We start from the raw sequence: 25,443 nt of genomic DNA, 5'->3' as shown, positions 1-25,443 counted from the left end.
GTTATTCCGGGTTGAAATTCAGTTCTGCAAATTTATGTTTTTTCTGAACAAAGAACTTCCACATTATACTTTCCCCGAACATTTGTTTGTGATTATTGACAGTAGCTTTTGCTGTTAGCTCTCTTCTCTTTTTGCGTAATAAGGAAAGGTTTTTGTAGAAATCGCGATGAGCTTTCAACACAGCAGCAAAAGCTTTAAATTCGGATCCCACCAGAAACTTGGCCGCAGCAGCCCCATCTAGTATCATCCGGGTTAAAAATAAAGACAGAAAATTCTTTCTTGGCAGGTTTTTATACAACATAAACAGGTTGTTGCGAAAGTTGAGGTATACCTTTTTCGGATTTCCGTACTCGAGACTACCTCCGCCTAAATGATAGATCACGCTTTTCGGCTCGTAAATAATTTTGTAACCCTGGTTTTTCCAGCGCCAGCACAAATCAATTTCTTCCATGTGTGCCCAAAAATCGGCATCCAGTCCCCCGAGTTTTTAAAAGCCTCGGCCCGAACAAACATGCAAGCACCGGTTGACCAGAAAATTTCGCTTGACTGATCGTATTGATTTTCATCTTTTTCTACATAGTCGAGAATGCGGCCGCGGCAAAACGGATAACCAAATTTATCGATAAAACCTCCCGCAGCACCGGCATATTCAAAATGTGTGGGTTCGTTGTAACTCAAAACTTTAGGCTGAACGGTAACAATTTTTTCGTCGCGCTCAAACTGATCGATACAAGGTTGAATCCAGTTTTTTTCAACCTTGACATCGGAGTTGAGCAATACAAAATAATCGGCTTTAATCTGATTGAGCGCTACATTGTAGCCTTTGGCAAAACCATAATTTTCTTTTAGATCGAGAAGTGTTACCTCTGGAAAATTCTGTTTTAAAAACTCTAGTGAATTGTCGGTCGATCCATTGTCGGCAACAATTACCTCAATATTTTCGCCTTTTGAATGTTCAATTACAGAGGGGAGATAATCGGGAAAAAGTTTTACCCCGTTCCAGTTTAAAATTACAATGGCAATCTTTTTGTTTTTGCTCATAAATCAGCTCAAAAGTAGTTTTGCGATCAGCAAAGAAAGGTTTTCTTTTTCAAGATTTTCAAGAATATCGCTGATTTTTTTTACTTTCTCTCTGTCGTCTGATTTTACTAAAGCATCAATTTCTTTTACCTGTTTTCCTGTTAATTCGTCCTGAAGTAATTCCCATACTTTTTGTTGCTCATTCTCTTCTTGCGGCAATCCGAGCGATTCCAACTCTATAATGGTGGCTTCCAGAATCTCGCTTGCGCGCATTTTTACCGGATCTTTATCTTTTGTTTTTCCGGCAGCAGCTGTATCGCGCAAGCTCCAGCTCGAATAATCGTAATGCAGCTCTTGTATCAGCTTTATTTTCGAATTGTCTTTGCCAAAAATGCGTTCAAGAAAAATAAGGGTGTGTGTTTTCCAGGCGTCAAAGTCGAATTTCTTTTCGTCTAATTTTGCCAGTTGCTCCCGAAGTATTGCAATTTGTTTCTCTGCCATGGTAATTTGTTTGTTGCAATTTACAAAAAAACATGGCTGTCATTTCGAACGAAGTGAGAAATCTGTTTGAATAATGCTCTGTTGTTACAGATTTCTACTCGCATACTCGTAGAAATGACAGGAGAGATTATTTTGAACCCAGATATTTGTTTATGATCCCATAGAATTCGGGGAAATAAGCATTGCTGGCTGATACAATTTCGCCGCCAAACAGCCAGTTGTCACCGCCATTAAAATCTGTGGTTTTTCCTCCCGCTTGCTGTAAAATAAACACACCTGCTGCCACATCCCAGGCATGTAAGGCATGTTCGTAAAAAGCATCGAAACGACCTGCTGCCACATAGCAAAGATCAACCGCAGCTGATCCGTACCTCCTGATTCCACGCGTGGATTTCATCAGGTGTTTCATGGCATCGATGTATTCATCCACTTTCTCAAACGCATAATAGGGGAATCCTGTTGCAATCAGCGTATCTTCCGATTTTGAACGATTTGCAGTTTTTATGATCTCATCATTGCAGTAGGCGGGGCCGCCTTTCCACGAGTAAAACATTTCGTCGGCACCAACTTCATAAACTACACCTAATACCAATTCATCGCCTTCGGCCAGAGCAATACTAACGGAATGCGGTGCTAATCCGTGCAGGTAGTTGGTTGTCCCATCCAGCGGATCGACAAACCAGGTATACTTCTCGTTATTCGATTCAGCCGTTCCTTCTTCGGCCACAAAACCGGCTTCGGGAAGCAGCTTTTTCAAGGCATCAACAATTTGTTTCTCCGCTGTTTTATCAACATAAGTTACCAGGCTGGCAACACTTTTAATCTCGATGTTTTTCTCCGAGATCTTTTTTTGTTCACCGCGAATAAAATTTCCGGTGCTGTGTGCTATATTTTGTACTTGAAAACAGAGTTCTTTATAATCCATATAATGAATTTTTGTGCAAAACTATAGAAAAATCAGTCGATGATATCAACCTCTGCATTTCCGTTTGGCAGAATTGACTTTAATTTTACGCGCCCCAATTGATTTACAAGATCTTCACTATGTGGAACTTCAACTTTTATATAGTTTTCAGTAAAACCATGCATCTTGTCCTGGCTTTTCTGAGCTTCAAAAAGTGCTGTTTGGGATGATCCGATATGTTTTTCGTAGAAAGCGCGTAGCTTTTTCTCCGACAGGTTGATGTATTTCTGTGTACGGTTTTTGCGTTCTTCTACATCTACTTTCCACGGAATTTTTAATGCTTGTGTGCCACTTCTTTCAGAATAAGTAAAGGCATGTAGCTGAGAAATTTCGAGGCTGTTTATAAAATCAAACGATTCCTGAAAATACTTCTCCGTTTCTCCGTTAGTACCGGCAATTACATCAACTCCAATAAAAGCATGTGGCACAATTTCACGAATACGCTCTACCCTTTTTTTGAAAAGATCTGTGGAATATTTACGCTTCATCAACGAAAGAATTTCATCAGAACCCGACTGCAACGGAATATGGAAATGTGGCATCAATACTTTTGAGTTGGCTACCAGTTCGATAATGTCGTCTTTCAGCAAGTTTGGTTCGATGGATCCTAACCGCAGACGATGCAAACCTTCAACTTTTTCAAGTGATTTCAAAAGGTCAAGAAAGTTTTCGCCGGTAGTTTTTCCAAAATCGCCAATATTTACACCGGTAAGAATAACTTCTTTGTACCCTTTAGCAACTGCTTTTTGGGCTTCCAAAGTTGTGTTGGCAATGTTGTCGTTTCTGCTTTTTCCACGGGCATACGGAATGGTGCAAAATGAGCAGTAATAATCGCAGCCGTCCTGGATTTTAAGGAAACTCCTAGTGCGGTCGCCCCACGAAAATGCTTTGTGGTAGTTTTTAATATCTTTTAAACGTGTGGTTTTTATCTCGGTGGTTTCTTTTTTGCTCAAGTCGCCAATAAATGCAGGAATGGTAAATTTCTCCTGGGTTCCCAAAACCATATCAACACCTTCGATGTGCCCAACTTCGTCGGGTTTTAGCTGCGAGTAACAACCCACAACAATTACCATCGCATCAGGGTTTTGTTTTACAGCCTTACGAACAATGTTACGGCTGGCTTTGTCGCCCTGGTTGGTAACCGAACAGGTATTTATAACATAAATGTCGGCTTTTTCATCGAACTCAACCCGCTCAAAACCAACCTCTTTAAAAGAGCCGGCAATTGTCGAAGTCTCTGAAAAATTGAGCTTACACCCCAACGTATAAAAAGCAGCTTTCTTCCCCTTGTAATTCATCTCCTAATCTTGATTCTTTCTAAATAGGCTGCAAAGGTAGAAAAAAGCTGCTTATTGCAAATACTTCTTTATGAATCAATTATTCGGCTTTCGTCATTCCGAACTTGTGTCGGAATTTTTTTCTGGTAGATGCTGAAATAAATTCAGCATGACGTTTCTATTTTTATTGCTGTTATAACAAGTTACTGGCTAATTCTGCCAAATAACTTCGTTCACCTTTCACCAGATTAATGTGCGCAAACAGTTCCTGGTTGCGCATGCGGTCAACCATATAGGCCAGTCCGTTCGATTTCATATCGAGGTAAGGCGAATCTATCTGCCATAAGTCGCCGGTGAAAACCATTTTTGTTCCTTCGCCGGCACGTGTAATAATGGTTTTGATTTCGTGCGGAGTAAGGTTTTGTGCTTCATCAATAATAAAAAAGGCATTCGATAAACTTCTACCGCGAATGTATGCCAGCGGAGTGATGTTCAGTTTTTCCTCCTTCACCATTTCTTCAATAAGCTGGTACTCGTTGCTTCGTGGATTAAAAGTATGCTTAATTACAGCCAGATTATCGAAAAGTGGTTGCATGTACGGATTGATCTTTTCGCTGGCATCGCCGGGCAGATACCCCAGGTCGCGGTTGCTTAATGCTACGATTGGGCGTGCCAAAAGTATCTGTTCGTACTGACGATGTTGTTCAATAGCAGCAGCCAGGGCAAGCAATGTTTTTCCGGTTCCTGCTTTTCCGGTTAGTGCAATCAGCCGTACTTCAGGATCCATTAGCATATTCAAACTAAAAGTTTGTTCAGCGTTACGTGGTTTTATTCCGTAAGCCGATTTCTTCTCTACCCGGTAAATGCGTTCCGATTTACTGTCGTAACGCGCCAGTGCGCTTGACTGATTGCCTCTGAATATATAACATTCGTTGGCATCAGGTGTAAAATCCTTTACATCGGCTTTTGCAAACGAACCTTGCTGATAAAGTTGATCGATTAGTCGGTCGTCGAAATTATCGAAAGTGGTAATGGTTTTGTCCAGCACATTTTCATCCGTAACCTGGTCGGTTTTGTAATCTTCTGCCTGAATTCCGAGCGACTTGGCCTTCATCCGAAGGTTAATGTCTTTACTTATCAGTACCGTCTTTCTGCGCGGATAGGTTTTTGCCGTAAAATCTGCAATCGCCAAGATTCGATGATCTGGAATATCTTCGCGAAACGAAGCTTTAAGCTCGTCCGAGAAAGGTTTTCCGGTTTCGATGCGAATTCGGCCTTTTCCTACACCAAGCGATTTTCCACCGTTAAAAATGTCATCTCCAACAATTTCATCGAGCACTCGGGTAAATTCACGTGCCTGAAAGTTGATAAGGTCGTTTCCTCGTTTAAACTTGTCCAGCTCCTCGAGTACTGTAATCGGAAGGATAATGTCGTTATCCTGGAACTGGTAAATACATGTGTGGTCGTGTAAAATTACGTTTGTGTCGAGAACGAAAATTTTACTCTTTTTGGTTTTACTCAGCATACTTAAATGATTTGTTCTAAATGTAGAAAATTTCACAAGAAATTGAAGCTGATGAGCTAAAAAATAATAAACTTGCAATAGTTAATAAATATTGAATTCATTGGATTACAAAGCTACTTTAGATTACCTGTTTAGCCAGTTGCCTATGTTTCAACGAACTGGGCCGGCTGCCTATAAAGACACCCTGGAAAATACTTTAAAACTGGATGAATATTATGATCATCCACATCGTAAATATCGAACAATTCATGTGGCCGGCACCAATGGCAAGGGATCCGTTTCGCATATGTTGACATCGGTGTTGCAGGCGGCAGGCTACAAAACGGGTTTATATACTTCTCCTCATTTAAAAGATTTCAGGGAACGCATAAAAATTGACGGTGGAGTGATTCCGGAATCGGCTGTGGTTGAATGGGTAAGCAACTTTGCAACTAACAATAAAATGTGGAAAATTCAGCCGTCGTTTTTTGAGCTGACCGTAGCGATGGCATTTGATTATTTTGCTGCTGAGGAAGTAGATGTTGCGGTGGTTGAAGTGGGGCTTGGAGGAAGACTCGACTCTACCAATATTATTACACCAGACCTGAGCATTATTACCAATATTGGTTTGGATCACACTAATCTTCTTGGCGACACTTATGAGAAGATCGCGTTAGAAAAGGCCGGAATAATGAAAAGTGCTGTTCCTGTAATTATTGGAATTATGCAAAAGGAAACAGCGTCAGTTTTCAAAGAAAAAGCCAAAGAGGTGGGCACTTCAGTCTATTTTTCTGATCAGGAATACAATGTGTCGTACTCGATGTTGGCTCTTAACGGCAAACAACAACTTAATTTGCAAAAGAGTGGGCAGGATGTTTATCCTGATTTGCAGTTGGATTTATTGGGGCATTACCAGCATAAAAACATTCCGGCTGTATTGAAAGCTATTGAACTGCTTAATAAAAAGGATTATAAAATATCGGAAGAAAGTTTGCGCGATGGAATGGCGCATGTAGTTTCAAATACCGGATTGCTGGGCCGTTGGCAGGTAATTGGCAATAATCCATTGACTGTTTGCGATACCGGGCATAATGAAGATGGAATAAAATCGATTGTTAAGCAACTTGAAAACACTGCTTACAAGAGCTTACATTTCATTTTCGGTACTGTTGGTGATAAAGATCCGGGGAAAGTTTTGGCGCTTTTACCAAAACATGCCAACTATTATTTTGTGAAAGCTGATATTGCAAGGGCAATGGATGCGGATGAATTGGCTAAAAGAGCAAAAGAATTTGGTTTGAATGGAGAGGTGTATTTCTCAGTACTTGAGGCATATAATAAAGCACAACTTGAAGCAGATAAAAATGATATGATATTTGTAGGTGGCAGTACATTTGTTGTGGCTGAAGTGCTTTTATAATTTTCTTGAAAAAACTTTTGCAGAACTGAAAATAGGTTTTATATTTGCAGCGCCTTACTGAAAAGGGGGTGCGTTCAGAAACAGAAATAGCATATTGGGGGGTTAGCTCAGTTGGTTCAGAGCACCTGGTTTACACCCAGGGGGTCACTGGTTCGAATCCAGTACTCCCCACAAAAGAGGTTGATTTTTGGTTAACCTCTTTTTTAATGTGCATTTTTCTTAAATAGGTTTTAATGGGGGGTTAGCTCAGTTGGTTCAGAGCACCTGGTTTACACCCAGGGGGTCACTGGTTCGAATCCAGTACTCCCCACAAAATGGAAGGCCGACATTAGTCGGCCTTTTTGTTTTTAAAAAGTTCAGTTGGTTCAGAGCATCCCGATTGCGATCGGGAGAGTCACTGGTTCGAATTCAGGTGTTCTGCACACGAATAAAAGTCGACATTTGCTTAGCTTTTTGTATTTTAAGCACATGTTTTATTGCTACATACTATATTCTCAAAAATTGGATAAATTCTATATTGGTTCTACGGGAGATGTTGAAGGTCGTTTACAACGACATAATTCTTCCAATAAAGGATTTACATCAACCGGTAAACCGTGGGAGTTAAAATATTATGAAGCCTTTGAGGAGAAAAGTGATGCAATGAAACGCGAAGCGCAACTTAAAAAATGGAAAAGTAGAAGTGCGATTCTGCATTTGATCGAGGGATTTTAGCTTATTTGGTTCAGGGCATCCCGGTTATAATCGGGAGGGTCACTGGTTCGAATCCAGTACTCCCCACAAAATGGAAGGTCGACGTTAGTCGGCCTTTTTGTTTTTAAAAAGTTCAGTTGGTTCAGAGCATCCCGATTGCGATCGGGAGAGTCACTGGTTCGAATTCAGGTGTTCTGCACACGAATAAAAGTCGACATTTGCTTAGCTTTTTGTATTTTAAGCACATGTTTTATTGCTACATACTATATTCTCAAAAATTGGATAAATTCTATATTGGTTCTACGGGAGATGTTGAAGGTCGTTTACAACGACATAATTCTTCCAATAAAGGATTTACATCAACCGGTAAACCGTGGGAGTTAAAATATTATGAAGCCTTTGAGGAGAAAAGTGATGCAATGAAACGCGAAGCGCAACTTAAAAAATGGAAAAGTAGAAGTGCGATTCTGCATTTGATCGAGGGATTTTAGCTTATTTGGTTCAGGGCATCCCGGTTATAATCGGGAGGGTCACTGGTTCGAATCCAGTACTCCCCACAAAATGGAAGGTCGACGTTAGTCGGCCTTTTTGTTTTTAAAAAGTTCAGTTGGTTCAGAGCATCCCGATTGCGATCGGGAGAGTCACTGGTTCGAATTCAGGTGTTCTGCACACGAATAAAAGTCGACATTTGCTTAGCTTTTTGTATTTTAAGCACATGTTTTATTGCTACATACTATATTCTCAAAAATTGGATAAATTCTATATTGGTTCTACGGGAGATGTTGAAGGTCGTTTACAACGACATAATTCTTCCAATAAAGGATTTACATCAACCGGTAAACCGTGGGAGTTAAAATATTATGAAGCCTTTGAGGAGAAAAGTGATGCAATGAAACGCGAAGCGCAACTTAAAAAATGGAAAAGTAGAAGTGCGATTCTGCATTTGATCGAGGGATTTTAGCTTATTTGGTTCAGGGCATCCCGGTTATAATCGGGAGGGTCACTGGTTCGAATCCAGTACTCCCCACAAAATGGAAGGCCGACATTAGTCGGCCTTTTTGGTATCTTAATTTTATGTATTCCTATAATTATAAGGTAATCCAGCTTATAATTTTTGCATCATCGGGTTTTACTTTTGGCTCAATTACATCTACTAACTTTCCGTTTTCATCAATCAGGTATTTCTGAAAATTCCAGCCAACTTCCGAATCCTGCTTTCCGTTTTTACTTTTCTGAGTTAGCCATTGGTATACCGGATGCATATCATCGCCTTTTACCGATATTTTTGACATCATCGGGAAGGTAACTCCATAATTCATTTCGCAAAATGCAACAATTTCGGAATTGCTTTTTGGTTCCTGGTTGGCAAAATTATTTGCCGGAAATCCAATTATTACAAAATCGTCGCCTCCGTATGTTTCATAAACACTTTGTAATTGTTCAAACTGCGGGGTTAATCCACATTTCGAGGCTGTGTTTACCACTAAAACTTTTTTTCCTTTCAATGTGGAGAGGTCGAAATTGTTTCCTTCAATGTCTTTCACTGTGAAATCGTGTAGTGAATTTTGCCCAAAAGCTATAATTCCAACGAATAATAATACGTTTATAAGAATCAGTTTTTTCATGTTTAACTATTTAATTTGGTATATAGAACAAACGGGGTATGTAAAAGTTTGTAAGGAGTTTCAAAATTGGCAAATGCTGTTTGGGGCATCTCAGAAAATAGTTAACCAGTAGTTTGATTTTGATAGCTTGTGTAGCCGCTTACTTATTTTTTATTTTTTTCCAGCTCTTCGCGGGTTTTCCGTGTAGAAAAATACTCATCTGATTGATTATTCTTTTTCAAGCGGGTAAAAAGTTTGCCAAGGTTTTCGGAAGGAGAAAAACGTACAATACTAATAGATGAGGCTTCCGAGCGCATCAGGTCGTTGTGTTCTGTTGTGAAAGCTGTAACCGGGTCGCTTTCCTCTTCAGCCATTCGAAATCTAACAGGGGATCATATTCTTTCATAAAAGCAAGGTTTTTTTCTGCTTTGTCAAATTCTGAAACCTGTTCTGGAGATACAACTACTTCCGGAATGTCAACATTCTCCGAAATAAGTTCGACTTTTGGATTGACAAGCAGGGTGTGTACCGAAACAATTTTTCGGAAATAAGAAATATGTGAAAGTACAAGCGAATCGCTTGGCGAAACCCACACCGAAAATACACCGTTTTTTTGGCTAATGTCTTTCTCAAGGTTGTCAAGATTCACGATATAAACATCACTTATAGGGTTGTTATATTGATCCACTACCTGTGCCTGAATTAGGAATCGTTTAATTTGTCCAAACGAAGTGAGAAACAGAATCGAGAATAAGATGGTAAATAGTGTTTTCATATCCGGTCTTGTTTTTATCGTGAAAGAATCAGCATTCTAGTTCTGGGGAAGACCCTAAGCTGTATTATTAGTACGAAAATTAAGCTGCTTTGTTCATGCTAGTCCGTTTCTTCTGTTAACCGATTTTATACGTACTCAATCTTTACTTTTTTAAAGAATTTGTGTATCAGTAACTTAACAATACGTTTGACGACGAATTTCCGAAGCTCAAGTTCCAGTGGTTGCTCCGGATCCTGATGTGCCCAGTTAATTCTTGTTCCAACAATAATATCAATGCAGTCGTGTTGCAGTAATAGCTTAACTATTTTTTCGGGGTGCTGTCTGCAAGCCGGGTGTCGCTATCGTAGTTTTCCAGTATTTCTTCCACTTTTCCTAGTGTCAGAATTCCTTCGGTAACCATTTCAAATCCCTGCATTTTTGCAGTTGGCGGTAACTTTTCCAGATTTTTATTTCCGTGTTGAATCTCAACCGTTAGGTCTAGTTCCCGAGCAATAATTTCTGCAGTGGTACCACCACATATAATTTTCTTTCCATCAAAATCCTGGATACGGCCAACAAAATCGTAGTCTTTTATTTTGTAAAATGGGGGCCGGTAATCAGCATAAATTTACGCGGCTCGCGAAAGTACATAACACCGCAGCTGGTATCGTCTTTTACCGAAAACTGGTCATTCATAACTGCCTGGTTCACAATTTTACGAGCCAGCTTTGTTGCCGATATGTCGGGCATTCGTTTGATCTGGTTCAGGGCAAAATTCTCGATATTCTCCATGCTCCAACCCAATGGGTAGCGTTGGCTTCCCAAGCCGGATTGAGGTATACCATCAGACATAAATATTATACGGTCTTCTTTTCGCGCTGTAAACTCTTTGCAATGCAATACTTTGCCGGTGTTTTCCTCGCCACTAATGGTTAGGTTGTATTCTTTTCCCTGCATGGCAATTCCGTTTCTGATCACCAAAATTCCGGGGTTGTCGTAATTTACAATTCGCATATGCCCTTCATTATCCAACTCAATTATGGTGAATGTAGCATAGCTTTCTTTTCCATCGCTGCTTTTCGGCAAAGTCTCCATAATTATGCGTGCCGCCACTTCGGGTTTGGTGTGTAGTTGGGCATATTTTAAAGCCATTGTGGAGGTTAGAGTAGCTAAAACACTCGCTTTAATTCCATGTCCGATGCCATCGCTCAATACCAATATAGTGCGCCCTTCCTCGCGAATTATACTCGATTGGAAAACGTCGCCGCATGCGATTTCTCCTTTTGGTCGCTTTTGCTGGATTTCTATTTCAACGTGATAATCAGGATTTGTCGTCGTCACCATAGCGGTAGGTTTCAATTATGGAGTTTAGCAATTCTTCCGTTTCTGCAGCATTTTCTCCCAGCAGAAAAGCTATTTTTTGTACCGTTTCAATGTTTTGTTTGTTGATTTTTCGTGCACGGTTAATGATCTCATCCTGTACGAGCATTGGCGCCGACATGTCGCGGAATACCACGCCAACCACCTTGTTTTTATAGAGTGTACGTACCGAAACATGCATGAGTTTATTGTTGAATTTTAAATCGCGCTCAGCTAGTTCATCCCCCGATGTAAGTACGCTCGAAACCATTTTGTAAATAATATCGGGTATCAGGCCTTTTACATCGGCACCGGTCAGTCCGGGGATGGTTTCGTACAATTCTTCCGTTTCATCGCCCATCATTTTGGCAAAATATTCGTTTGAATCAACAACCTTAAAATTACTGTCAACCATCAGAATTCCCGAAGATATTTTATGAATCATTTGCGACGATACCTGCATCGTTTCCTGTGCTTTCTCAAGGCGCTTCTCGGTTTTTTTTAGCTCCGTTATGTCGTTTATCGAACCTACAATTCCAACTATTTTATTCTCGTTATCGCGTATCACTGCTTTATTAAGAATAACATGGTGCGATGTCCCGTCGCCGTGTCGAACCTGCGTGTTGTACACCTGTACATCGGGGTTTGCCATCAGCTCTTTGTCCTGCGCCAGGTATTTATCGGCCATTTCTTTTACATGAACTTCGTGTAAAGGTTTGCCCACAATTTGCTCTTTTGTTTTTCCCGTAAATTTTTCATGCGCCGCGTTACACATCAAATAAATACCTTCTGCATTGCGGTAAAATATCGGAATGGGCAGCGCATCAATAATTTTCTGATGAATGGCAGGATCTTCAATATTGCCGGTCAGAAATGATTCTTTATCGTAAATCATGGTTCGGTTTTTTCAAGTTTTTACAACTGAAAAATACGGAATTTACAAGGGATACAAAACCACAGGCGCGTTATATTTCAATGAATTGTTTTAAAACACTTTTCTGCAAATTATTCAGGAAGAAATGGAGCTGAAAATTCCTTGTTTTTATTCATTATAAATATAGTAGATCTTGACTTGAAGCAGTAAAAATAAATAGCGGTAAAACTATCTTTGTCCAAAGATTTATACTAACCAAGTGAGATTATCTGAAATTATTGATTTGACCAATGCAAAAGTGGTTGCCGGCAATACCGAAAAAGACCATAATTTGCAGCGAGCTTTTAGCTCCGATCTGATGAGCGATGTTTTGACGCTGGATACGGAGCATATACTTTTAATTACAGGACTGGCCAATTTACAGCTGGTTCGCACTGCCGAAATGGCCGACATTGAAGTGGTGTTGCTGGCACGAAATAAAAGTGCAACTCCGGAAATGATTGAGTTGGCCAATGAAACAGGTCTTGTTCTGTTGGAAACGCCTTATTCTATTTATCGTTCGGGTGGAATGTTGTTTAAAAACGGTTTAGCCCCGGTTTATTAATGAAACTGGAATTTGACATAGCGAGTGGCGATTTTAGCAAGGCCGGAAGAGCTTCGAGCCGCATAAAAAAAATGCTGAAACAATTGCAGGTTGATACGAAAGTAATCAAGCGAATTGTGGTGGCGATATACGAAGCCGAGGTGAATGTTGTTGCTCACTCTGTTGGAGGGAAAATGATAGCAGAAATCGACGGAACGGGAATTACTGTCGTTGTTCAGGATAGTGGCCCCGGCATTGAAGATATTCAGAAAGCAATGCAGGAAGGTTTTTCAACTGCCACCAAAGCTGTTAGGAATATGGGATTTGGTGCCGGAATGGGCTTGCCAAACATTAACAGAAATACGGATGACTTTACTATTGAAAGTGAGGTAGGAGAGGGTACAAAGTTAACTTTCAGAAATAATTTTTAGAATATGAAGGTTGTAGAAAAATATCATGCCATAACAGTTGACACCGATAAATGTATGGGCTGCACGCACTGCATGAAAGTCTGTCCAACAGAGGCGATTCGGATACGCGCGGGAGTGGCGAATATAAATCCTGATCGTTGTGTGGATTGCGGAAACTGCCTGCGCGCCTGTCCGGTTGATGCTTTTTATGTGGAACACGATAGTTTAGAGCAACTTAATAAATACAGATACCGGGTGGTGCTTTTTCCATCGGTAATGATTGGGCAGTTTCCCGAAACTTATACCGAAGGAAAAATTTACGAAGCGCTGCTAAAGCTTGGGTTTACACATATTTTCGAGGTCGAACAGCCCATCGGGTTGTTGATTGATGAGATAAAACAGCAGGTTGAAAAATCGACCCATAAACCAATGATCTCGTCGTTTTGCCCGGCTATTGTTCGTTTAATACAGTCACGTTATCCATCGCTGGTAGATAATATTGTGCCGGTTAAAGCACCACACGACCTGGCGGCTTGTCATGCAATAGAATTGTTGAGTAAGCAAGGAATTAAGCGCGAAGAAATCGGCACTTTTTATGTGTCGCCCTGTTCGGCAAAAATGGCTGCTGTAAAACGTCCTCTGGGCGAAGAAGTTTCGGCGGTGGATGGCCTGATAAAAATGAGTGATTTATACAATCACATTATGCGGGTTATTGAAAAGGAGGAAAAAACCGACACTGCTCCATTGCGCAAAAACCTAACACTCGACGGTATTTTATGGAGCCTTCCGCGAGGAGAAGCAAGACACTTTAAACGAAATTCGATGGCGGTTGACGGCATCCACAACGTGGTTAAAATTCTGGAACGAATGGAAAATGATGAGGTGCCGGTGCTCGATTTTTTGGAGTTAAAATCATGCCACCAGGGATGTTCCGGAGGTATTTTACTGACTGGCAACCGATTTCTTACTGTGGAGCGACTGCAAAAGCGATCGAAACGTTATCCTCGTGCTTCATCAATCGATATTTCGGCAGTAAGTTGCCTGGGAATAAAAGATAAAATGAAAGCCGATCCCATTGAGCCCAACTATGTTTTTGCTCTGGATACCGACCGTTTGAAAGCATTGGAAAAGATGCAGAAAGTGGATCGGATAATTTGCCAGCTTCCGGGAATTGACTGCGGAAGTTGCGGGGCCCCAAATTGCCATGCACTGGCTGAAGATATGGTACAGGGGAAAGCAAAAATGACGGATTGTATTTTTCTGCAAAACCGATATTTAAACGAGAAAAAAATAACCATCGAAAAAGCGACAAAGAACCTGGAAAAAGCCTGGGGGAAAAATCGTTTTGATGCTGATTGTAACAAAAGAGGAGGTAGAAATGAAGGTTTCTGAACTGGTAGAAAAATTTGGACTTAAAGTTTTTTCCGGCCAATCCGGATTAGAGAATGAAATAAGTGGCGGGTACGTGTCTGACCTGCTGAGCGATGTAATGGGAAATGCGCAGGAAGGGCAGGTTTGGATGACACTGCAAACACACCAGAATGTGATGGCCATTGCGTCGTTGAAAGAATTGGCTGCCATAATTCTGGTGAAAGGATTTGAGCCCGAAGAAGATACGATAGAACACAGTAACGAAGAGGGAATTCCTGTTTTAGGAACTGACAAAGCCACATTTGAAATGGCCGGAAATTTATACATTACCTTAATGTAATACCATGCAGAAATTCAGGGCCGACCTACATATTCATTCCGTACTTTCGCCCTGTGCCGATTTGGAAATGGCACCACTAAAAATTGTGGAGCAAGCCCAAAAGGCAGGATTGCATATCATTGGAATCACCGATCATAACTCAACTTTAAATGCCAAAGTAATTCGCGATTTGGCACTCGAAAAAGGCATTTTAACGCTCACCGGTGTTGAAATTACTACCAAGGAGGAAGTGCATTGCCTGGCATTTTTCGATAATGATGAGGCCTTAGATACTTTTCAGCAATATTTGGAACAGCACATTACAAGGATATCAAATCCCGATGGTCACTTTGGTTATCAGCCGGTAGTTGATAAAGAGGAAAAGGTGTTGGAATTGGTTCCGTATTACCTGACATCGGCATTAAAAAAGGGGATCTCTTCCGTTCAGAAATATGTTTACGACCTGGGAGGTATTTTTATTCCGGCACATGTTAACCGGCCATTAAATGGTCTGTTTAGTCATCTCGGTTTTATCCCGAAAGACCTGGCGTTTGATGCAATGGGAATCACCGGAAACACCAGTGAAAAACATGTTCGAAAACAGTATGATTTAGATGATAATATTTCGTTAGTTTATAATTCAGATTCCCATTTTTTAGAACAGATTGGCACCAGATATTCTGTTTTTAATATTCATAAATTATCTTTTAAAGAAGTGAAGAAGGCTTTGAATCAGCAAGATAGTTGTTTTGTGGAAATAATATGAAAACTCTGTCTGAACATATTTTAGATATTGTACAAAACTCCGTGAGTGCAAAAGCAAGGTTGATTGAAATCATAGTTGAGGAGAATAAAATAAAGGACCTTTGTTCATTGACAATCAGAGATAACGGCTGCGGAATGAGCAATGAAACGCTGGCCAAAGCCATTAACCCGTTCTTTACGTCGCGAACCACCCGAAAAGTGGGGTTGGGCATTCCGCTTTTAAAGCAGAATGCCGAGGCTGCCGGTGGCAGTTTTTCCCTTGAATCGGAATTAAATGTTGGCACTGTTCTAAAGGCAAACTTTCAATTGTCGAACATCGACAGGCCACCTATGGGAGATATTTGGGAAACCTTGTATCTGATGTTTTTAAGTTATAACGAAGGCAACCTGTTGTACTTGCATAAAACCGAAAAGGGCGAATTTCAGATAAGTTCTGACGAGCTGAAAGAAGCACTAGGTAATGTTTCATATCAGCAAAAGGAGATACGCGAAGGGATTTTAGAATTGATAAAAACGAATTTACAAGAAATAGAGGCAACTAAATAACGAATAAACGAGAAAACGATATGGCTAAAATTAAATCACTGGCTGATCTTCGGAAAATGAAAGAAGAAGCTCAGTCGAAAATCAAACTCAGGGAAAACAGTGCGAACCCTGAGCAGGTTGTACAAATAAAAATTGGTATGGCCACATGTGGTATTGCATCGGGGGCTAAAGAAACCATGAAGTTTTTTGTGGAAGAGCTGGAACAAGAAGCTATCGATGCGGTTGTTACGCAAACCGGCTGCATGGGATATTGTTATGCCGAGCCAACCATTGAAGTAACACTTCCGGGGAAAGAACCGGTTGTATACGGACATGTGAAAAAAGAAAAAGCCCGCGAAATAATCGATTCATACATTAAACGCGGCGAGCTGGTTGATGGAATTATTCCGGTAAGCTTTAAAACCATTGACGACTAAAACTAAAACCGACAACTATGACTGACTACAAAATGCATCTTTTAATTTGTGGTGGAACCGGGTGCAAAGCATCGGAAAGCGACGAAATTAAAAACAGGCTAACCCAATTGATTCACGATCTTGGACTCGAGGATGAAGTTCAGGTGGTGCTGACCGGTTGTTTCGGCTTTTGCGAAAAAGGGCCCATTATTAAAGTATTGCCCGATAACACTTTTTATGTGCAGGTTACTCCTAACGATGTGGTTGAAATTGTTGAGGAACACATAGTAAAAGGCCGACCTGTTAAACGATTGTTGTATACCGATCCAACGAGCGATGAGCAGATCAGCGATTCAAAAGGAATGGATTTCTACAAAAAGCAAATCCGAATTGCCTTAAAGAATTGTGGCTTTATCAACCCCGAAAATATTGACGAATACATTGCACGCGACGGTTACCAGGCTTTGGGGAAATGTTTATCGGAACATACGCCCGAAGAGGTGATTAAAGAAATAAAAGACTCCGGTTTGCGTGGCCGCGGTGGTGGCGGTTTCCCTACCGGATTAAAATGGGAGATCACCAAAAATGTAGAAAACGAACAAAAATACGTGGTTTGTAATGCCGACGAGGGCGACCCCGGTGCATTTATGGACCGCTCAATCCTGGAAGGCGATCCGCACTCGGTGTTGGAGGCAATGGCCATTTGCGGTTATTGTATTGGTGCCGATAAAGGATTGATATACATCAGGGCTGAATATCCGCTGGCTATTCAACGTTTAAAAATTGCCATAAAACAAGCCGAAGATTATGGATTGATCGGTGATGATATATTGGGCAGTGGTTTTAATTTCCGCCTTGAATTGCGCTATGGAGCCGGAGCTTTTGTGTGTGGCGAAGAAACTGCGCTGATTCACTCCATGGAAGGTTTACGTGGCGAACCAACCTTTAAACCGCCGTTCCCATCCGTTTCTGGTTATATGGGAAAACCTACTAACGTAAACAACGTGGAAACCTTTGCAAACATTCCGGTAATTATAAATAAAGGTGCTGAATGGTTTAGTAAAATCGGTACTGAAAAATCGAAAGGAACAAAAGTATTTGCACTGGCCGGAAAGATCAACAATGTTGGGCTTATTGAAGTGCCGATGGGAACAACACTACGCGAAGTAATTTACGATATTGGCGGTGGAATTAAAGACGGGAAAGCATTCAAGGCCGTTCAAACCGGTGGCCCATCTGGTGGATGTCTTACAAAAGATTATCTGGATTTACCAATTGATTACGACAACCTGCTTGCATCCGGTTCGATGATGGGATCGGGCGGAATGATTGTGATGGACGAGGACGATTGTATGGTTTCCATTGCCAAGTTCTATCTTGATTTTACGCTCGAAGAGTCGTGCGGAAAATGTACGCCGTGCCGTGTTGGTAACAAGCGTCTTTACGAGCTGTTGGATAAAATCACCCGGGGAAAAGGAGAAGAACAAGATGTTGAGAAGTTGAAAGAATTGAGCGGTGTAATTAAAGATACTGCCCTTTGTGGATTGGGGCAAACATCGCCAAATCCGGTGCTTTCAACCATCACTAATTTTGAACATGAATACAAAGCACACGTAATTGACGGAAAATGTCCGGCGGGACAGTGTAAATCGCTGTTGCGTTACGATATTATAGAAGACTTGTGTACCGGCTGTACACTATGTTTCCGCAATTGCCCGGTTGGTGCTATTTCCGGCGAACGCCGCCAGCCGCATTATATCGACCAGACTTTATGTATTAAGTGTGGCGTTTGTTACGAGAAATGTAAATTCAACGCAATAACCCTAACCTAATCAGAAACCTGGAAATTATGGATACAATAAATCTTACGATAGATAATAAACCGGTTGTGGTAAAATCAGGAACCACAATTCTTGAAGCGGCATCGGGTGTTGGCATGCATATTCCAACGCTGTGCCATATGAAACTTGAAGACCTGAATATTGAAAACAAACCGGGTGGCTGCCGCATTTGTGTGGTGGAGGTGGAAGGAAGAAGAAACCTGGCACCGGCTTGCTGCACCGATGTGAGTGAAGGCATGAAGATCAACACGCACTCGATGCGTGTGATTAATGCGCGTAGAACAGTAATGGAGTTGATTCTTTCAGATCATCCTTTCGACTGTTTGATCTGTGCCAAATCAGGCAACTGCGATTTGCAGGACATGGCGCACAACCTCGGAATTCGCGAAATTCATTATAAAGGTGAGCAGTCGACTTACCGCGAAGATACTTCGCCGGCCATTATTCGCGAGGTGGACAAATGTATTATGTGCCGCCGTTGCGAAACCATGTGTAACGAAGTGCAAACCGTTGGTGTTTTATCGGCCATTAATCGTGGTTTCGAATCGGTTGTTTCACCTGCTTTCGAAATGAACCTCGATCACTCGGTGTGTACATATTGCGGCCAGTGTGTGGCTGTTTGTCCAACCGGAGCATTAACCGAAGTTGACGAAACCGGAAAAGTAATTCGTGCGCTTTCCGATCCTACAAAAACCGTAATTGTTCAAACAGCTCCTGCCGTGCGCGCAGCGTTGGGCGAGGAGTTTGGAATGGAAGCCGGTTCGTTGGTAACCGGAAAACTGGTAGCTGCTTTGCGCCGTTTGGGTTTCGATCATGTTTTTGATACCGACTTTGCCGCCGACCTTACCATTATGGAAGAAGGAACCGAGTTGCTGAATCGTTTGGGAAAACATTTGGCAGGCGATAAAGATGTAAAACTTCCTATTCTTACTTCGTGCTGTCCGGCGTGGGTGAAATTCTTTGAGCATCAGTTCCCGGAAATGAAAGATATTCCTTCAACTGCACGATCGCCACAGCAAATGTTTGGCGCTATTGCCAAAACTTATTTTGCCGATCAGTTGGGAATTAAACGAGAAGATCTGGTTGTTGTTTCGATTATGCCTTGTGTGGCAAAAAAATACGAATGCGGTCGCGATGAATTTAAAACCAACGATAACCCGGATGTGGATCATGCCATAACAACCCGGGAGTTAGCAGCTTTAATAAAATTATCGAATATTGAATTTAAGTCATTGCCCAACGAAGACTTTGATAATCCAATGGGAGAATCAACAGGAGCAGGTGTAATTTTCGGAACAACAGGCGGTGTAATTGAAGCGGCTGTTCGTACGGCGTATGAAATTCATACGAAAAAAGAATTGCCGCATCTTGATTTCGATGAGTTGCGTGGAATGGAAGGTATTCGGGAAGCGACTATCGATTTTGATGGATTGCCAATAAAAATTGGTATTGCGCACGGTTTGGGTAATGCCCGGAAATTACTGGAAGATATTCAGGCAGGAAAAAGCGAGTTTCATGCCATTGAGATTATGAGCTGCCCCGGCGGATGTATTGGTGGTGGCGGTCAGCCTTATCACCACGGCGATGCAGGAATTCTGAAAAAGCGCCAAGCTGCCCTGTATCAGGAAGACAAGAATAAAACACTGCGCAAGTCGCACGAGAATCCACATATTATTGAGTTGTACGAAAAGTTCCTGGGGGAACCGATGAGCGATAAAGCACATCATCTGTTGCATACGGAGTATTTCGACAGGACTTAGGAAGTAATGCAAGAATTTTTGAATGTTTAAATTTTAAAAACGTCAATCATGCCAAAAATTAAATTAGCAGAAAATACAGTACAACTGATAAAAGATATTTGTGTTGAATTTGAAAATAAAGAAAACGAGCTGATAAATGTGCTTCATCAGGTGCAAAGCAAGTTCGGTTATTTGCCGGCCGAAGTGCAGGAAGTAATAGCCCGAGAACTTAAAACATCGGTTGCAAAAGTATATGGTGTTGTTACTTTCTACAGCTTTTTTACGATGATTCCTCAGGGCGAAAATCCAATTTCAATTTGTATGGGAACGGCGTGTTATGTTCGCGGTGCCGAGCAGGTGCTTAACGAATTTAAACGCCAGTTGAAAGTTGAAGTGGGCGAGTCGACTGAAGACGGTAAATTTTCCATCAACTGCTTACGCTGTGTGGGAGCCTGTGGTTTGGCGCCTGTTGTTACAGTTGGAGAAAAAGTGTACGGTCGTGTTGCTCCAACCGATGTGAAAAAGATTATCGCCGAATATCAGGCAATTAAATGCTAGTTCTCCGGAGCTAATAATTACTGCATAAATGAAACAGTTCCCTCGTATTTTCTGCGAGGGGATTTTTTTGTTTGTGGCTGCAGGATTATCGTAGCTAGCATCCAGGCACTGGTTTCAATCTAGCTAAAGCAATAAATTATGGAAGGTGTAATTTTTTTTGGTGCCGTAACGGGGAGTGAACTAGGTAGCAGAAATACTTTTTATAAACTGTATGCTGCGTTCGTTAAAAGCATCGGGTTGGTCGATATTACAAACATGACCGCTGTTTTTTATAATTTCCAGTTTTGAGTTAAAATGCTTTTTTACCAAATTAGAGACTGTTGGTAAAAACATGTGATCGCGATCGCCCATCAGGTAAAGTACCGGAGCTGATGCTTCTTTAATCAGAAATTCCTGTAAGTTATCCTTAATTTCGGTCGACATGCACAGCCATTTTTTAAACTCTTTTTCGCCCAGACGAATAGCTTCTTTAATGAACAGCTTGCGCGATGCAATGTCTTTCTTATACGGGATCAGTATCCAGGCATTAATCCGGTATAGCCACATGTAAGGGAAAATAGTTTGAAACAATTTGGCCACCGATACCAGTGCATTAATACGCGAATTAAATTGTACTATTGCACCACCTAGAATTATTGATTCAGCACGACCCGGAGCCAGTTTGTCCATAGCCCGAATTACAATGCACCCCAACGAAATGCCTACCAAATGTGCTTTCTCAATTTTCAGATGATCCATTGTGCGAATAACATCCAAGGCGATTTCATCGAAAGCGTAAATCTCTTCTTTGGTGTATTCTTTTTTTGATTTGCCGTGCCCGCGAAGGTCAACTAATAGCACATTGAAATGTTTCTTGAAATCGCGCAGTTGTCTGAACCATACCACATTGCTTCCTCCGGCGCCGTGTACAAACACCACCCAGGTTTTTGAGGTCTTATGTGGAAATACTTTGTTATAAAGCATGTTGCAAAAATAAAACTATTATAGAATAACAACAAAGGTTTTTTTTTGTTGAAAACTTAAAAATCCTTAAGACTTTGCTAATGTATATTCTACTTTATACAAGTTCTTATGTGTTTCGGCAAGCAGCTCTTTTAGCGGGATGTGTGCCGGAACTTTTGAGGTGTTTATCTTGTCGAGGTTGTTTTGCGTTGGCAATTCGCCCGGAAACCAGTGGCTTTTTTCTTTAAACGTTTTGTATCGGTATTTAGCGAAATCGATCATATCGTATGCTTTCCAAAGTCGTCGTAAACGCAGTACTTCCGGTATGTTTATTCCCGAAGGATCATTTTGTAGTTCAAAACCATCGTAAGCTGCATACGGATCATCATGAACGAAACTATCTAATTTCACTTTCGTTTCATAATCTTTTTGGCTCCATGGCGATGTAGTGGGGAAAATACCTTTCATCTCTTCAAAATGTTCTTTTTCGGTAATGCCAAACGAGAGCGTGTGAATGGCAGGGTTATTCAGGCAAAACCGGGCATTCCACTGAATTGGTGTTAACGGATAGGTTGCATCTTTTACTTTGGCAGGAACTTTAAAAAGCTGGCCTCCTTTATCGTTTGGCGAAATAATAAAAACGCCCATGTCGTGTACTTCTGCCATTTGCACCGCTGCTAAATTTCGTTGGTTGAAATAGTAGTAGTGCAGGTTGACAAATTCAAACAATCCGGTTTCAATGGCACGTACAATTACTTCCAGGGGCCATGTGTGCTAAAACCAACATGTTTTATAATTCCTTCGTCTTTTAACTTTAGCAGGGCTTCAACCGGGCCACCTTTTTTGCAACTTTGCTCCAGTAATTCGGGCGTATTTATTCCGTGCCAGCCATAAAAGTCGAGGTAATCGGTTTGCAAGTCGCGCAACTGATTTTCTACCATTTCGTAGGTGGCATCCGCTGTTAGCGGATTTCCCTTGGTCATTAAATGATATGAAGTGCGAGGTATCATTAACTCCTCATTTAAAACCTTGCCATAAACGGTTTCGCTTTTTTTATAGCCCCAGGCTGTTTCAATATGATTAATGCCCGCATCAAATGCCAGTTGAACGGTGTTTAAACATTCGTCCAGCGTGTCTTCAGGAATAGCACGCCGGGGTTCGTCCCAGCCATGTTTAAAGCGCATGCCTCCCAGTGTTACCGTACTCAAGTGCTTTTCTGTTTTCCCAAAGCGACGGTATTGCATTCCCTCTTTTTTATTTAGAATTACGGACATAACAGTGCCATTAATTTTTTATTTACGAACGACAAAGGTAGACTTTTAAATAATCTTGGAAATTGAATGTTGTTGAAGAAAATGTTAAACAATTTCTGAAACAAAAAAAAGTCCAAAACAAGTTTGAACCAGTTTTGGACTTTTTCCTCGTTTAAAAAGCTTTTATTTCTTATTCTTTACATACTTTTCCAACCATTGATCCTGCTCCCAAAGCAAATGCAAAATCGATTCGCGAGCTGAGTAGCCATGACTTTCTTTTGGTAGCATTACCAGACGAACCGGGGCTCCCAAACCTTTCAAGGCATTAAAATAGCGCTCGCTTTGCATCGGGTAAGTTCCGGAGTTGTTATCGGCAATTCCGTGAATAAGCAACAATGGTGTTTTCATTTTGTCGGCATGCATAAACGGACTCATGGTGTAATAAACTTCAGGCGCTTCCCAGTAGCTTCTTTCTTCGCGTTGAAATCCGAACGGAGTAAGCGTGCGGTTGTAAGCACCACTTCTGGCAATTCCGGCAGCAAATAAATCGGAATGAGACAGTAAGTTGGCAGTCATAAAAGCACCGTATGAGTGGCCGCCAACAGCAACACGTTCACGATCGATATAACCCAGTTCGTCAACAGCATCAATAGCCGCTTTGGCATTTGCCACTAGTTGTTCGCGAAAACTGTCGTTGGGTTCTTTATCTCCTTCGCCAACAATTGGGAAGGCGGCATCGTCGAGAACGGCATAGCCTCTTGTTACCCAAAAAATAATCGATCCGTACGACGGGTAAGTAAAAGTATGTGGCGACGAGGTAACCTGTCCGGCAGTTGATTTGTCTTTATATTCGCGCGGATATGCCCACATTATCATTGGTAGCTTTTCTTTTTTGTCCATATCGTAACCGGCCGGCAGATACAACGTTCCCGATAAATCCAATCCATCTTTACGTTTGTAATTAATAATCTCTTTGTGAATGTTGGCAATGCTTTGGTATGGATTTTTGAAGAAGGTAACCGGCTGAGGCGCAATACGTTTTTTTATGTTTCTTATGTAGTAATTCGGATATAGTGTGCTGGTTTCAACGCGCGTTAACAGTACACCTTTTTGCGCATCAATAACTCGTATAATGTTTTCTAAAGTTGTTTCTCCGTCGGCACGCCATAAGCGTTCTGTTTCTTTTGTTTTAAGGTCGTAGGCATCGAAAAAAGGGCGCCTTCCTTCCGCAGAATAACCACGCCCGGTAAGATATAATGTGTTTTTACCCATCTCGAGCGTGTAAGTTCCTAATTCGTTTTTTGTTGTTACAAACGATCCGGGATCATTGTATCGGTCGTTTGAATTTCGGTCAAAAAGAATTTCCGGACCCACTGATGGATCGCCTGGGCTGAAGAGATATGTTTTTTCGTTTCGGGTATTCCACCACTCATCGGTAGCAATTGCAATAGCATCGTTTCCCCAAATAATCCGATCAAATCGTTGTTGTGTTTTTAGAATAGATTTTGGTTCACCGCTAAACGGGGCGTCAACTGTAAACAGCTCGTCTCTATAATCAACCTCAACAGCAGGGTCGCCTCCATCAAGTGCTTTCACATAAAAAACAGTTGCCGGTTTGTCGGCACGCCAGCGCAGGCTGCGCATTTCTTTAGTGGTAGACATAAATCCTTTTGGCCGAACTTCTTCCAGCGGAACTTCGCGAATTACCTTTACCAGCACGCCTGACTTATCGTAAATGGTAGTTTTAGATGGGAACCGATAATAAGGAACAATATACGAGAAAGGCTCACCAAGCGTTGAAACTAAAATATATTCACCATCAGGAGAAAAACTCAATCCGGTGTACATGGCTGTTTCCTTCCATTGCGAAGTATTTCCTTCCAAATCAACAGTGTAAAGTGTTGAACGAACCAATTGTTTGAAGTTGAACTCATCGGCCTTGTCTTTTAACAAATCCTGGTAAGTACGGTTTTGTGCCTCTTCGCCATCGCTAACCGAAACTTTTGGACCGCTTGGTACAGCAGTAGCTTTATCTATCAGAAGCTTTTTGTCGGTCGGCAGCATTTTAACAAGAAGCTGGTTGTTGTCTTCAAACCACTCAAATGCAGAACCAATATTTGCGTTAAGTTTCGCATCAGTTAGCTTTTTACATGCTGCTTTGTTAATATCCAGCACCCATAATTCAACCCCCTCGTTAACGGTGTTGGTAAAAGCCATCTTGCTTTGGTCGGGTGACCAGGTAAAATTGGCAAGGCGCTCGCTTGTTGGGACATTGCCAACCTCAATTTCTTCCGATTCGCCAACTTTCATAAGCGAAATGTGGGAGTAATAACGTGTTCTGCTGCCAATATTGGTAACCGGGTTAATACGTAATCCCGCTAAACGTAATTCGGGTTCCGACAACTCGGCAATACTTTTAAACTGATTACGATGCAGCAAAACGATATTTTCATTTTTGGCATCGAAAACCGCCGAAGGTACTGCCGGAGCATCTATTAACTCCAGTATTTCTTTAGGTGGTTTTTGGTATCCGATATCTACTTGGGCAGCAGCTCCATAACATAGGAGAGAAACAATACAAAATGTAGTGAGTTTTTTCAAAGATTTCATCATTTAACTTTTTTAAGAATATATTTTTAGACCAGAATTGTTTTCATCACATTAAATTTTCTGAGCATCAATCAACAGAAAAGTTAGATATAAAAAATGCTACAAAATGTTCACAAGCCCTATACAGGAAATGAAATATTC

28 protein-coding genes and 2 tRNA genes are annotated in these 25,443 nt (G+C 41.3%); 16 read left to right on the top strand and 14 right to left on the bottom strand.

Annotated elements, in window-relative coordinates; all coding sequences use genetic code 11:
- Position 1: 1 nt before the first annotated feature.
- The 6 genes from G0Q07_RS20865 to G0Q07_RS16665 all read right to left on the bottom strand — a co-directional run bounded on the left by G0Q07_RS20865 (position 2) and on the right by G0Q07_RS16665 (position 5,287).
- Positions 2-382 (bottom strand): hypothetical protein, encoded by a 381-nt coding sequence (locus G0Q07_RS20865; protein ID WP_246222925.1) that lies wholly within the window; start codon positions 380-382, stop codon positions 2-4.
- Positions 379-1,041, bottom strand: coding sequence for a glycosyltransferase (locus G0Q07_RS20860; protein WP_246222924.1), 663 nt, complete (start codon positions 1,039-1,041; stop codon positions 379-381). The genes G0Q07_RS20865 and G0Q07_RS20860 overlap by 4 nt, the downstream gene beginning before the upstream one ends.
- A 3-nt stretch (positions 1,042-1,044) precedes the next feature.
- A complete protein-coding gene (locus G0Q07_RS16680; protein ID WP_163348222.1) occupies positions 1,045-1,521 on the bottom strand; it encodes a hypothetical protein in 477 nt (158 codons plus the stop codon).
- A gap of 127 nt (positions 1,522-1,648) precedes the next feature.
- Complete coding sequence (locus tag G0Q07_RS16675) at positions 1,649-2,446, bottom strand: inositol monophosphatase family protein (RefSeq protein ID WP_163348221.1); 798 nt, start codon at positions 2,444-2,446, stop codon at positions 1,649-1,651.
- Positions 2,447-2,478: 32 nt separating this feature from the next.
- Positions 2,479-3,783, bottom strand: a complete 1,305-nt coding sequence (gene mtaB / locus G0Q07_RS16670) for a tRNA (N(6)-L-threonylcarbamoyladenosine(37)-C(2))-methylthiotransferase MtaB (RefSeq protein ID WP_163348220.1) — start codon at positions 3,781-3,783, stop codon at positions 2,479-2,481.
- Between the two features lie 172 nt (positions 3,784-3,955).
- The gene (locus tag G0Q07_RS16665) at positions 3,956-5,287 is read right to left on the bottom strand and encodes a PhoH family protein (protein ID WP_163348219.1); all 1,332 of its coding nucleotides are present in this window, start codon (positions 5,285-5,287) and stop codon (positions 3,956-3,958) included.
- A 100-nt stretch (positions 5,288-5,387) separates the two neighbouring features.
- Here G0Q07_RS16665 and G0Q07_RS16660 point away from each other — a divergent pair, with 100 nt between their 5' ends.
- The 6 genes from G0Q07_RS16660 to G0Q07_RS16635 all read left to right on the top strand — a co-directional run bounded on the left by G0Q07_RS16660 (position 5,388) and on the right by G0Q07_RS16635 (position 8,340).
- A complete protein-coding gene (locus tag G0Q07_RS16660) occupies positions 5,388-6,686 on the top strand; it encodes a bifunctional folylpolyglutamate synthase/dihydrofolate synthase (protein WP_163348218.1) in 1,299 nt (432 codons plus the stop codon).
- A 96-nt stretch (positions 6,687-6,782) separates the two neighbouring features.
- Positions 6,783-6,857, top strand: a tRNA-Val gene (locus G0Q07_RS16655).
- A 64-nt stretch (positions 6,858-6,921) separates the two neighbouring features.
- A tRNA-Val gene (locus G0Q07_RS16650) sits at positions 6,922-6,996 on the top strand.
- 158 nt (positions 6,997-7,154) lie between these two features.
- Positions 7,155-7,400 carry a GIY-YIG nuclease family protein gene (locus G0Q07_RS16645; protein WP_163348217.1) on the top strand — a complete coding sequence of 82 codons (246 nt, stop codon included), beginning with the start codon at positions 7,155-7,157 and terminating at the stop codon, positions 7,398-7,400.
- Positions 7,401-7,624: 224 nt separating this feature from the next.
- Positions 7,625-7,870: a GIY-YIG nuclease family protein gene (locus G0Q07_RS16640; protein WP_163348217.1), complete on the top strand. Its 246-nt coding sequence runs from the start codon at positions 7,625-7,627 to the stop codon at positions 7,868-7,870.
- Between the two features lie 224 nt (positions 7,871-8,094).
- Complete coding sequence (locus G0Q07_RS16635) at positions 8,095-8,340, top strand: GIY-YIG nuclease family protein (RefSeq protein ID WP_163348217.1); 246 nt, start codon at positions 8,095-8,097, stop codon at positions 8,338-8,340.
- Positions 8,341-8,467: 127 nt separating this feature from the next.
- On the opposite strand, the gene G0Q07_RS16630 is transcribed toward G0Q07_RS16635, so the two are convergent.
- The 4 genes from G0Q07_RS16630 to G0Q07_RS16615 form a co-directional block, all read right to left on the bottom strand.
- Positions 8,468-9,004, bottom strand: a complete 537-nt coding sequence (locus G0Q07_RS16630) for a glutathione peroxidase (protein ID WP_163348216.1) — start codon at positions 9,002-9,004, stop codon at positions 8,468-8,470.
- A 295-nt stretch (positions 9,005-9,299) separates the two neighbouring features.
- A complete protein-coding gene (locus tag G0Q07_RS16625; protein WP_163348215.1) occupies positions 9,300-9,758 on the bottom strand; it encodes a hypothetical protein in 459 nt (152 codons plus the stop codon).
- 570 nt (positions 9,759-10,328) lie between these two features.
- On the bottom strand, positions 10,329-11,081 hold the full coding sequence (locus tag G0Q07_RS20855) for a SpoIIE family protein phosphatase (RefSeq protein ID WP_246222923.1): 753 nt from the start codon (positions 11,079-11,081) through the stop codon (positions 10,329-10,331).
- A complete protein-coding gene (locus tag G0Q07_RS16615) occupies positions 11,059-11,991 on the bottom strand; it encodes a PAS domain-containing protein (RefSeq protein WP_163348214.1) in 933 nt (310 codons plus the stop codon). Before G0Q07_RS16615 ends, G0Q07_RS20855 begins: the two co-directional genes overlap by 23 nt.
- 238 nt (positions 11,992-12,229) lie before the next feature.
- Between G0Q07_RS16615 and G0Q07_RS16610 the strand changes: the two genes are divergently transcribed.
- Genes G0Q07_RS16610 through G0Q07_RS16565 form a run of 10 tightly spaced genes read left to right on the top strand, consistent with a single transcriptional unit; the run spans position 12,230 to position 20,497 of the window.
- Positions 12,230-12,574: a hypothetical protein gene (locus G0Q07_RS16610; protein WP_163348213.1), complete on the top strand. Its 345-nt coding sequence runs from the start codon at positions 12,230-12,232 to the stop codon at positions 12,572-12,574.
- On the top strand, positions 12,574-12,984 hold the full coding sequence (locus G0Q07_RS16605) for an ATP-binding protein (RefSeq protein WP_163348212.1): 411 nt from the start codon (positions 12,574-12,576) through the stop codon (positions 12,982-12,984). The genes G0Q07_RS16610 and G0Q07_RS16605 overlap by 1 nt, the downstream gene beginning before the upstream one ends.
- 3 nt (positions 12,985-12,987) lie before the next feature.
- Positions 12,988-14,355: a [Fe-Fe] hydrogenase large subunit C-terminal domain-containing protein gene (locus tag G0Q07_RS16600; RefSeq protein WP_163348211.1), complete on the top strand. Its 1,368-nt coding sequence runs from the start codon at positions 12,988-12,990 to the stop codon at positions 14,353-14,355.
- Positions 14,312-14,674, top strand: a complete 363-nt coding sequence (locus G0Q07_RS16595) for a DRTGG domain-containing protein (protein ID WP_246222922.1) — start codon at positions 14,312-14,314, stop codon at positions 14,672-14,674. Before G0Q07_RS16600 ends, G0Q07_RS16595 begins: the two co-directional genes overlap by 44 nt.
- A 4-nt stretch (positions 14,675-14,678) precedes the next feature.
- Positions 14,679-15,419, top strand: coding sequence for a PHP domain-containing protein (locus G0Q07_RS16590; protein ID WP_163348210.1), 741 nt, complete (start codon positions 14,679-14,681; stop codon positions 15,417-15,419).
- Complete coding sequence (locus G0Q07_RS16585; protein ID WP_163348209.1) at positions 15,416-15,964, top strand: ATP-binding protein; 549 nt, start codon at positions 15,416-15,418, stop codon at positions 15,962-15,964. The genes G0Q07_RS16590 and G0Q07_RS16585 overlap by 4 nt, the downstream gene beginning before the upstream one ends.
- Positions 15,965-15,984: 20 nt before the next feature.
- Entirely contained in the window at positions 15,985-16,380 is a 396-nt protein-coding gene (locus tag G0Q07_RS16580; protein ID WP_163348208.1) for a (2Fe-2S) ferredoxin domain-containing protein, read from the top strand.
- 17 nt (positions 16,381-16,397) lie between these two features.
- The gene (locus G0Q07_RS16575; protein WP_163348207.1) at positions 16,398-18,191 is read left to right on the top strand and encodes an NADH-ubiquinone oxidoreductase-F iron-sulfur binding region domain-containing protein; all 1,794 of its coding nucleotides are present in this window, start codon (positions 16,398-16,400) and stop codon (positions 18,189-18,191) included.
- Positions 18,192-18,208: 17 nt separating this feature from the next.
- Positions 18,209-19,960: an NADH-dependent [FeFe] hydrogenase, group A6 gene (locus G0Q07_RS16570; RefSeq protein ID WP_163348206.1), complete on the top strand. Its 1,752-nt coding sequence runs from the start codon at positions 18,209-18,211 to the stop codon at positions 19,958-19,960.
- Positions 19,961-20,008: 48 nt separating this feature from the next.
- Complete coding sequence (locus tag G0Q07_RS16565) at positions 20,009-20,497, top strand: NADH-quinone oxidoreductase subunit NuoE family protein (protein ID WP_163348205.1); 489 nt, start codon at positions 20,009-20,011, stop codon at positions 20,495-20,497.
- 180 nt (positions 20,498-20,677) lie between these two features.
- Here G0Q07_RS16565 and G0Q07_RS16560 read toward each other — a convergent pair whose 3' ends face one another.
- The 4 genes from G0Q07_RS16560 to G0Q07_RS16545 form a co-directional block, all read right to left on the bottom strand.
- Complete coding sequence (locus tag G0Q07_RS16560; RefSeq protein ID WP_163348204.1) at positions 20,678-21,460, bottom strand: alpha/beta fold hydrolase; 783 nt, start codon at positions 21,458-21,460, stop codon at positions 20,678-20,680.
- Positions 21,461-21,526: 66 nt separating this feature from the next.
- Positions 21,527-22,105 (bottom strand): hypothetical protein, encoded by a 579-nt coding sequence (locus G0Q07_RS16555; RefSeq protein ID WP_163348203.1) that lies wholly within the window; start codon positions 22,103-22,105, stop codon positions 21,527-21,529.
- An 86-nt stretch (positions 22,106-22,191) separates the two neighbouring features.
- Positions 22,192-22,683, bottom strand: coding sequence for an aldo/keto reductase (locus tag G0Q07_RS16550; protein ID WP_163348202.1), 492 nt, complete (start codon positions 22,681-22,683; stop codon positions 22,192-22,194).
- A 192-nt stretch (positions 22,684-22,875) separates the two neighbouring features.
- Positions 22,876-25,305, bottom strand: a complete 2,430-nt coding sequence (locus G0Q07_RS16545) for an alpha/beta hydrolase family protein (RefSeq protein ID WP_203532583.1) — start codon at positions 25,303-25,305, stop codon at positions 22,876-22,878.
- Between the last annotated feature and the right edge of the window lie 138 nt (positions 25,306-25,443).

The organism is Draconibacterium halophilum (assembly GCF_010448835.1).
GTDB lineage: Bacteria > Bacteroidota > Bacteroidia > Bacteroidales > Prolixibacteraceae > Draconibacterium > Draconibacterium halophilum.
This window is presented reverse-complemented; position numbering and strand designations above follow the sequence as displayed.

What these genes read in the sequence shown, in the direction of transcription:
- G0Q07_RS20860 (WP_246222924.1), bottom strand. Translation starts at nt 1,041, where the DNA reads ATGAGCAAAAACAAAAAGATTGCCATTGTAATTTTAAACTGGAACGGG.
- G0Q07_RS16680 (WP_163348222.1), bottom strand. Translation starts at nt 1,521, where the DNA reads ATGGCAGAGAAACAAATTGCAATACTTCGGGAGCAACTGGCAAAATTA.
- G0Q07_RS16675 (WP_163348221.1), bottom strand. Translation starts at nt 2,446, where the DNA reads ATGGATTATAAAGAACTCTGTTTTCAAGTACAAAATATAGCACACAGC.
- mtaB (WP_163348220.1), bottom strand. Translation starts at nt 3,783, where the DNA reads ATGAATTACAAGGGGAAGAAAGCTGCTTTTTATACGTTGGGGTGTAAG.
- G0Q07_RS16665 (WP_163348219.1), bottom strand. Translation starts at nt 5,287, where the DNA reads ATGCTGAGTAAAACCAAAAAGAGTAAAATTTTCGTTCTCGACACAAAC.
- G0Q07_RS16645 (WP_163348217.1), top strand. Translation starts at nt 7,155, where the DNA reads ATGTTTTATTGCTACATACTATATTCTCAAAAATTGGATAAATTCTAT.
- G0Q07_RS16640 (WP_163348217.1), top strand. Translation starts at nt 7,625, where the DNA reads ATGTTTTATTGCTACATACTATATTCTCAAAAATTGGATAAATTCTAT.
- G0Q07_RS16635 (WP_163348217.1), top strand. Translation starts at nt 8,095, where the DNA reads ATGTTTTATTGCTACATACTATATTCTCAAAAATTGGATAAATTCTAT.
- G0Q07_RS16630 (WP_163348216.1), bottom strand. Translation starts at nt 9,004, where the DNA reads ATGAAAAAACTGATTCTTATAAACGTATTATTATTCGTTGGAATTATA.
- G0Q07_RS16625 (WP_163348215.1), bottom strand. Translation starts at nt 9,758, where the DNA reads ATGAAAACACTATTTACCATCTTATTCTCGATTCTGTTTCTCACTTCG.
- G0Q07_RS20855 (WP_246222923.1), bottom strand. Translation starts at nt 11,081, where the DNA reads ATGGTGACGACGACAAATCCTGATTATCACGTTGAAATAGAAATCCAG.
- G0Q07_RS16615 (WP_163348214.1), bottom strand. Translation starts at nt 11,991, where the DNA reads ATGATTTACGATAAAGAATCATTTCTGACCGGCAATATTGAAGATCCT.
- G0Q07_RS16605 (WP_163348212.1), top strand. Translation starts at nt 12,574, where the DNA reads ATGAAACTGGAATTTGACATAGCGAGTGGCGATTTTAGCAAGGCCGGA.
- G0Q07_RS16600 (WP_163348211.1), top strand. Translation starts at nt 12,988, where the DNA reads ATGAAGGTTGTAGAAAAATATCATGCCATAACAGTTGACACCGATAAA.
- G0Q07_RS16595 (WP_246222922.1), top strand. Translation starts at nt 14,312, where the DNA reads ATGCTGATTGTAACAAAAGAGGAGGTAGAAATGAAGGTTTCTGAACTG.
- G0Q07_RS16590 (WP_163348210.1), top strand. Translation starts at nt 14,679, where the DNA reads ATGCAGAAATTCAGGGCCGACCTACATATTCATTCCGTACTTTCGCCC.
- G0Q07_RS16585 (WP_163348209.1), top strand. Translation starts at nt 15,416, where the DNA reads ATGAAAACTCTGTCTGAACATATTTTAGATATTGTACAAAACTCCGTG.
- G0Q07_RS16580 (WP_163348208.1), top strand. Translation starts at nt 15,985, where the DNA reads ATGGCTAAAATTAAATCACTGGCTGATCTTCGGAAAATGAAAGAAGAA.
- G0Q07_RS16575 (WP_163348207.1), top strand. Translation starts at nt 16,398, where the DNA reads ATGACTGACTACAAAATGCATCTTTTAATTTGTGGTGGAACCGGGTGC.
- G0Q07_RS16570 (WP_163348206.1), top strand. Translation starts at nt 18,209, where the DNA reads ATGGATACAATAAATCTTACGATAGATAATAAACCGGTTGTGGTAAAA.
- G0Q07_RS16565 (WP_163348205.1), top strand. Translation starts at nt 20,009, where the DNA reads ATGCCAAAAATTAAATTAGCAGAAAATACAGTACAACTGATAAAAGAT.
- G0Q07_RS16560 (WP_163348204.1), bottom strand. Translation starts at nt 21,460, where the DNA reads ATGCTTTATAACAAAGTATTTCCACATAAGACCTCAAAAACCTGGGTG.
- G0Q07_RS16555 (WP_163348203.1), bottom strand. Translation starts at nt 22,105, where the DNA reads ATGGCAGAAGTACACGACATGGGCGTTTTTATTATTTCGCCAAACGAT.
- G0Q07_RS16550 (WP_163348202.1), bottom strand. Translation starts at nt 22,683, where the DNA reads ATGCAATACCGTCGCTTTGGGAAAACAGAAAAGCACTTGAGTACGGTA.
- G0Q07_RS16545 (WP_203532583.1), bottom strand. Translation starts at nt 25,305, where the DNA reads ATGATGAAATCTTTGAAAAAACTCACTACATTTTGTATTGTTTCTCTC.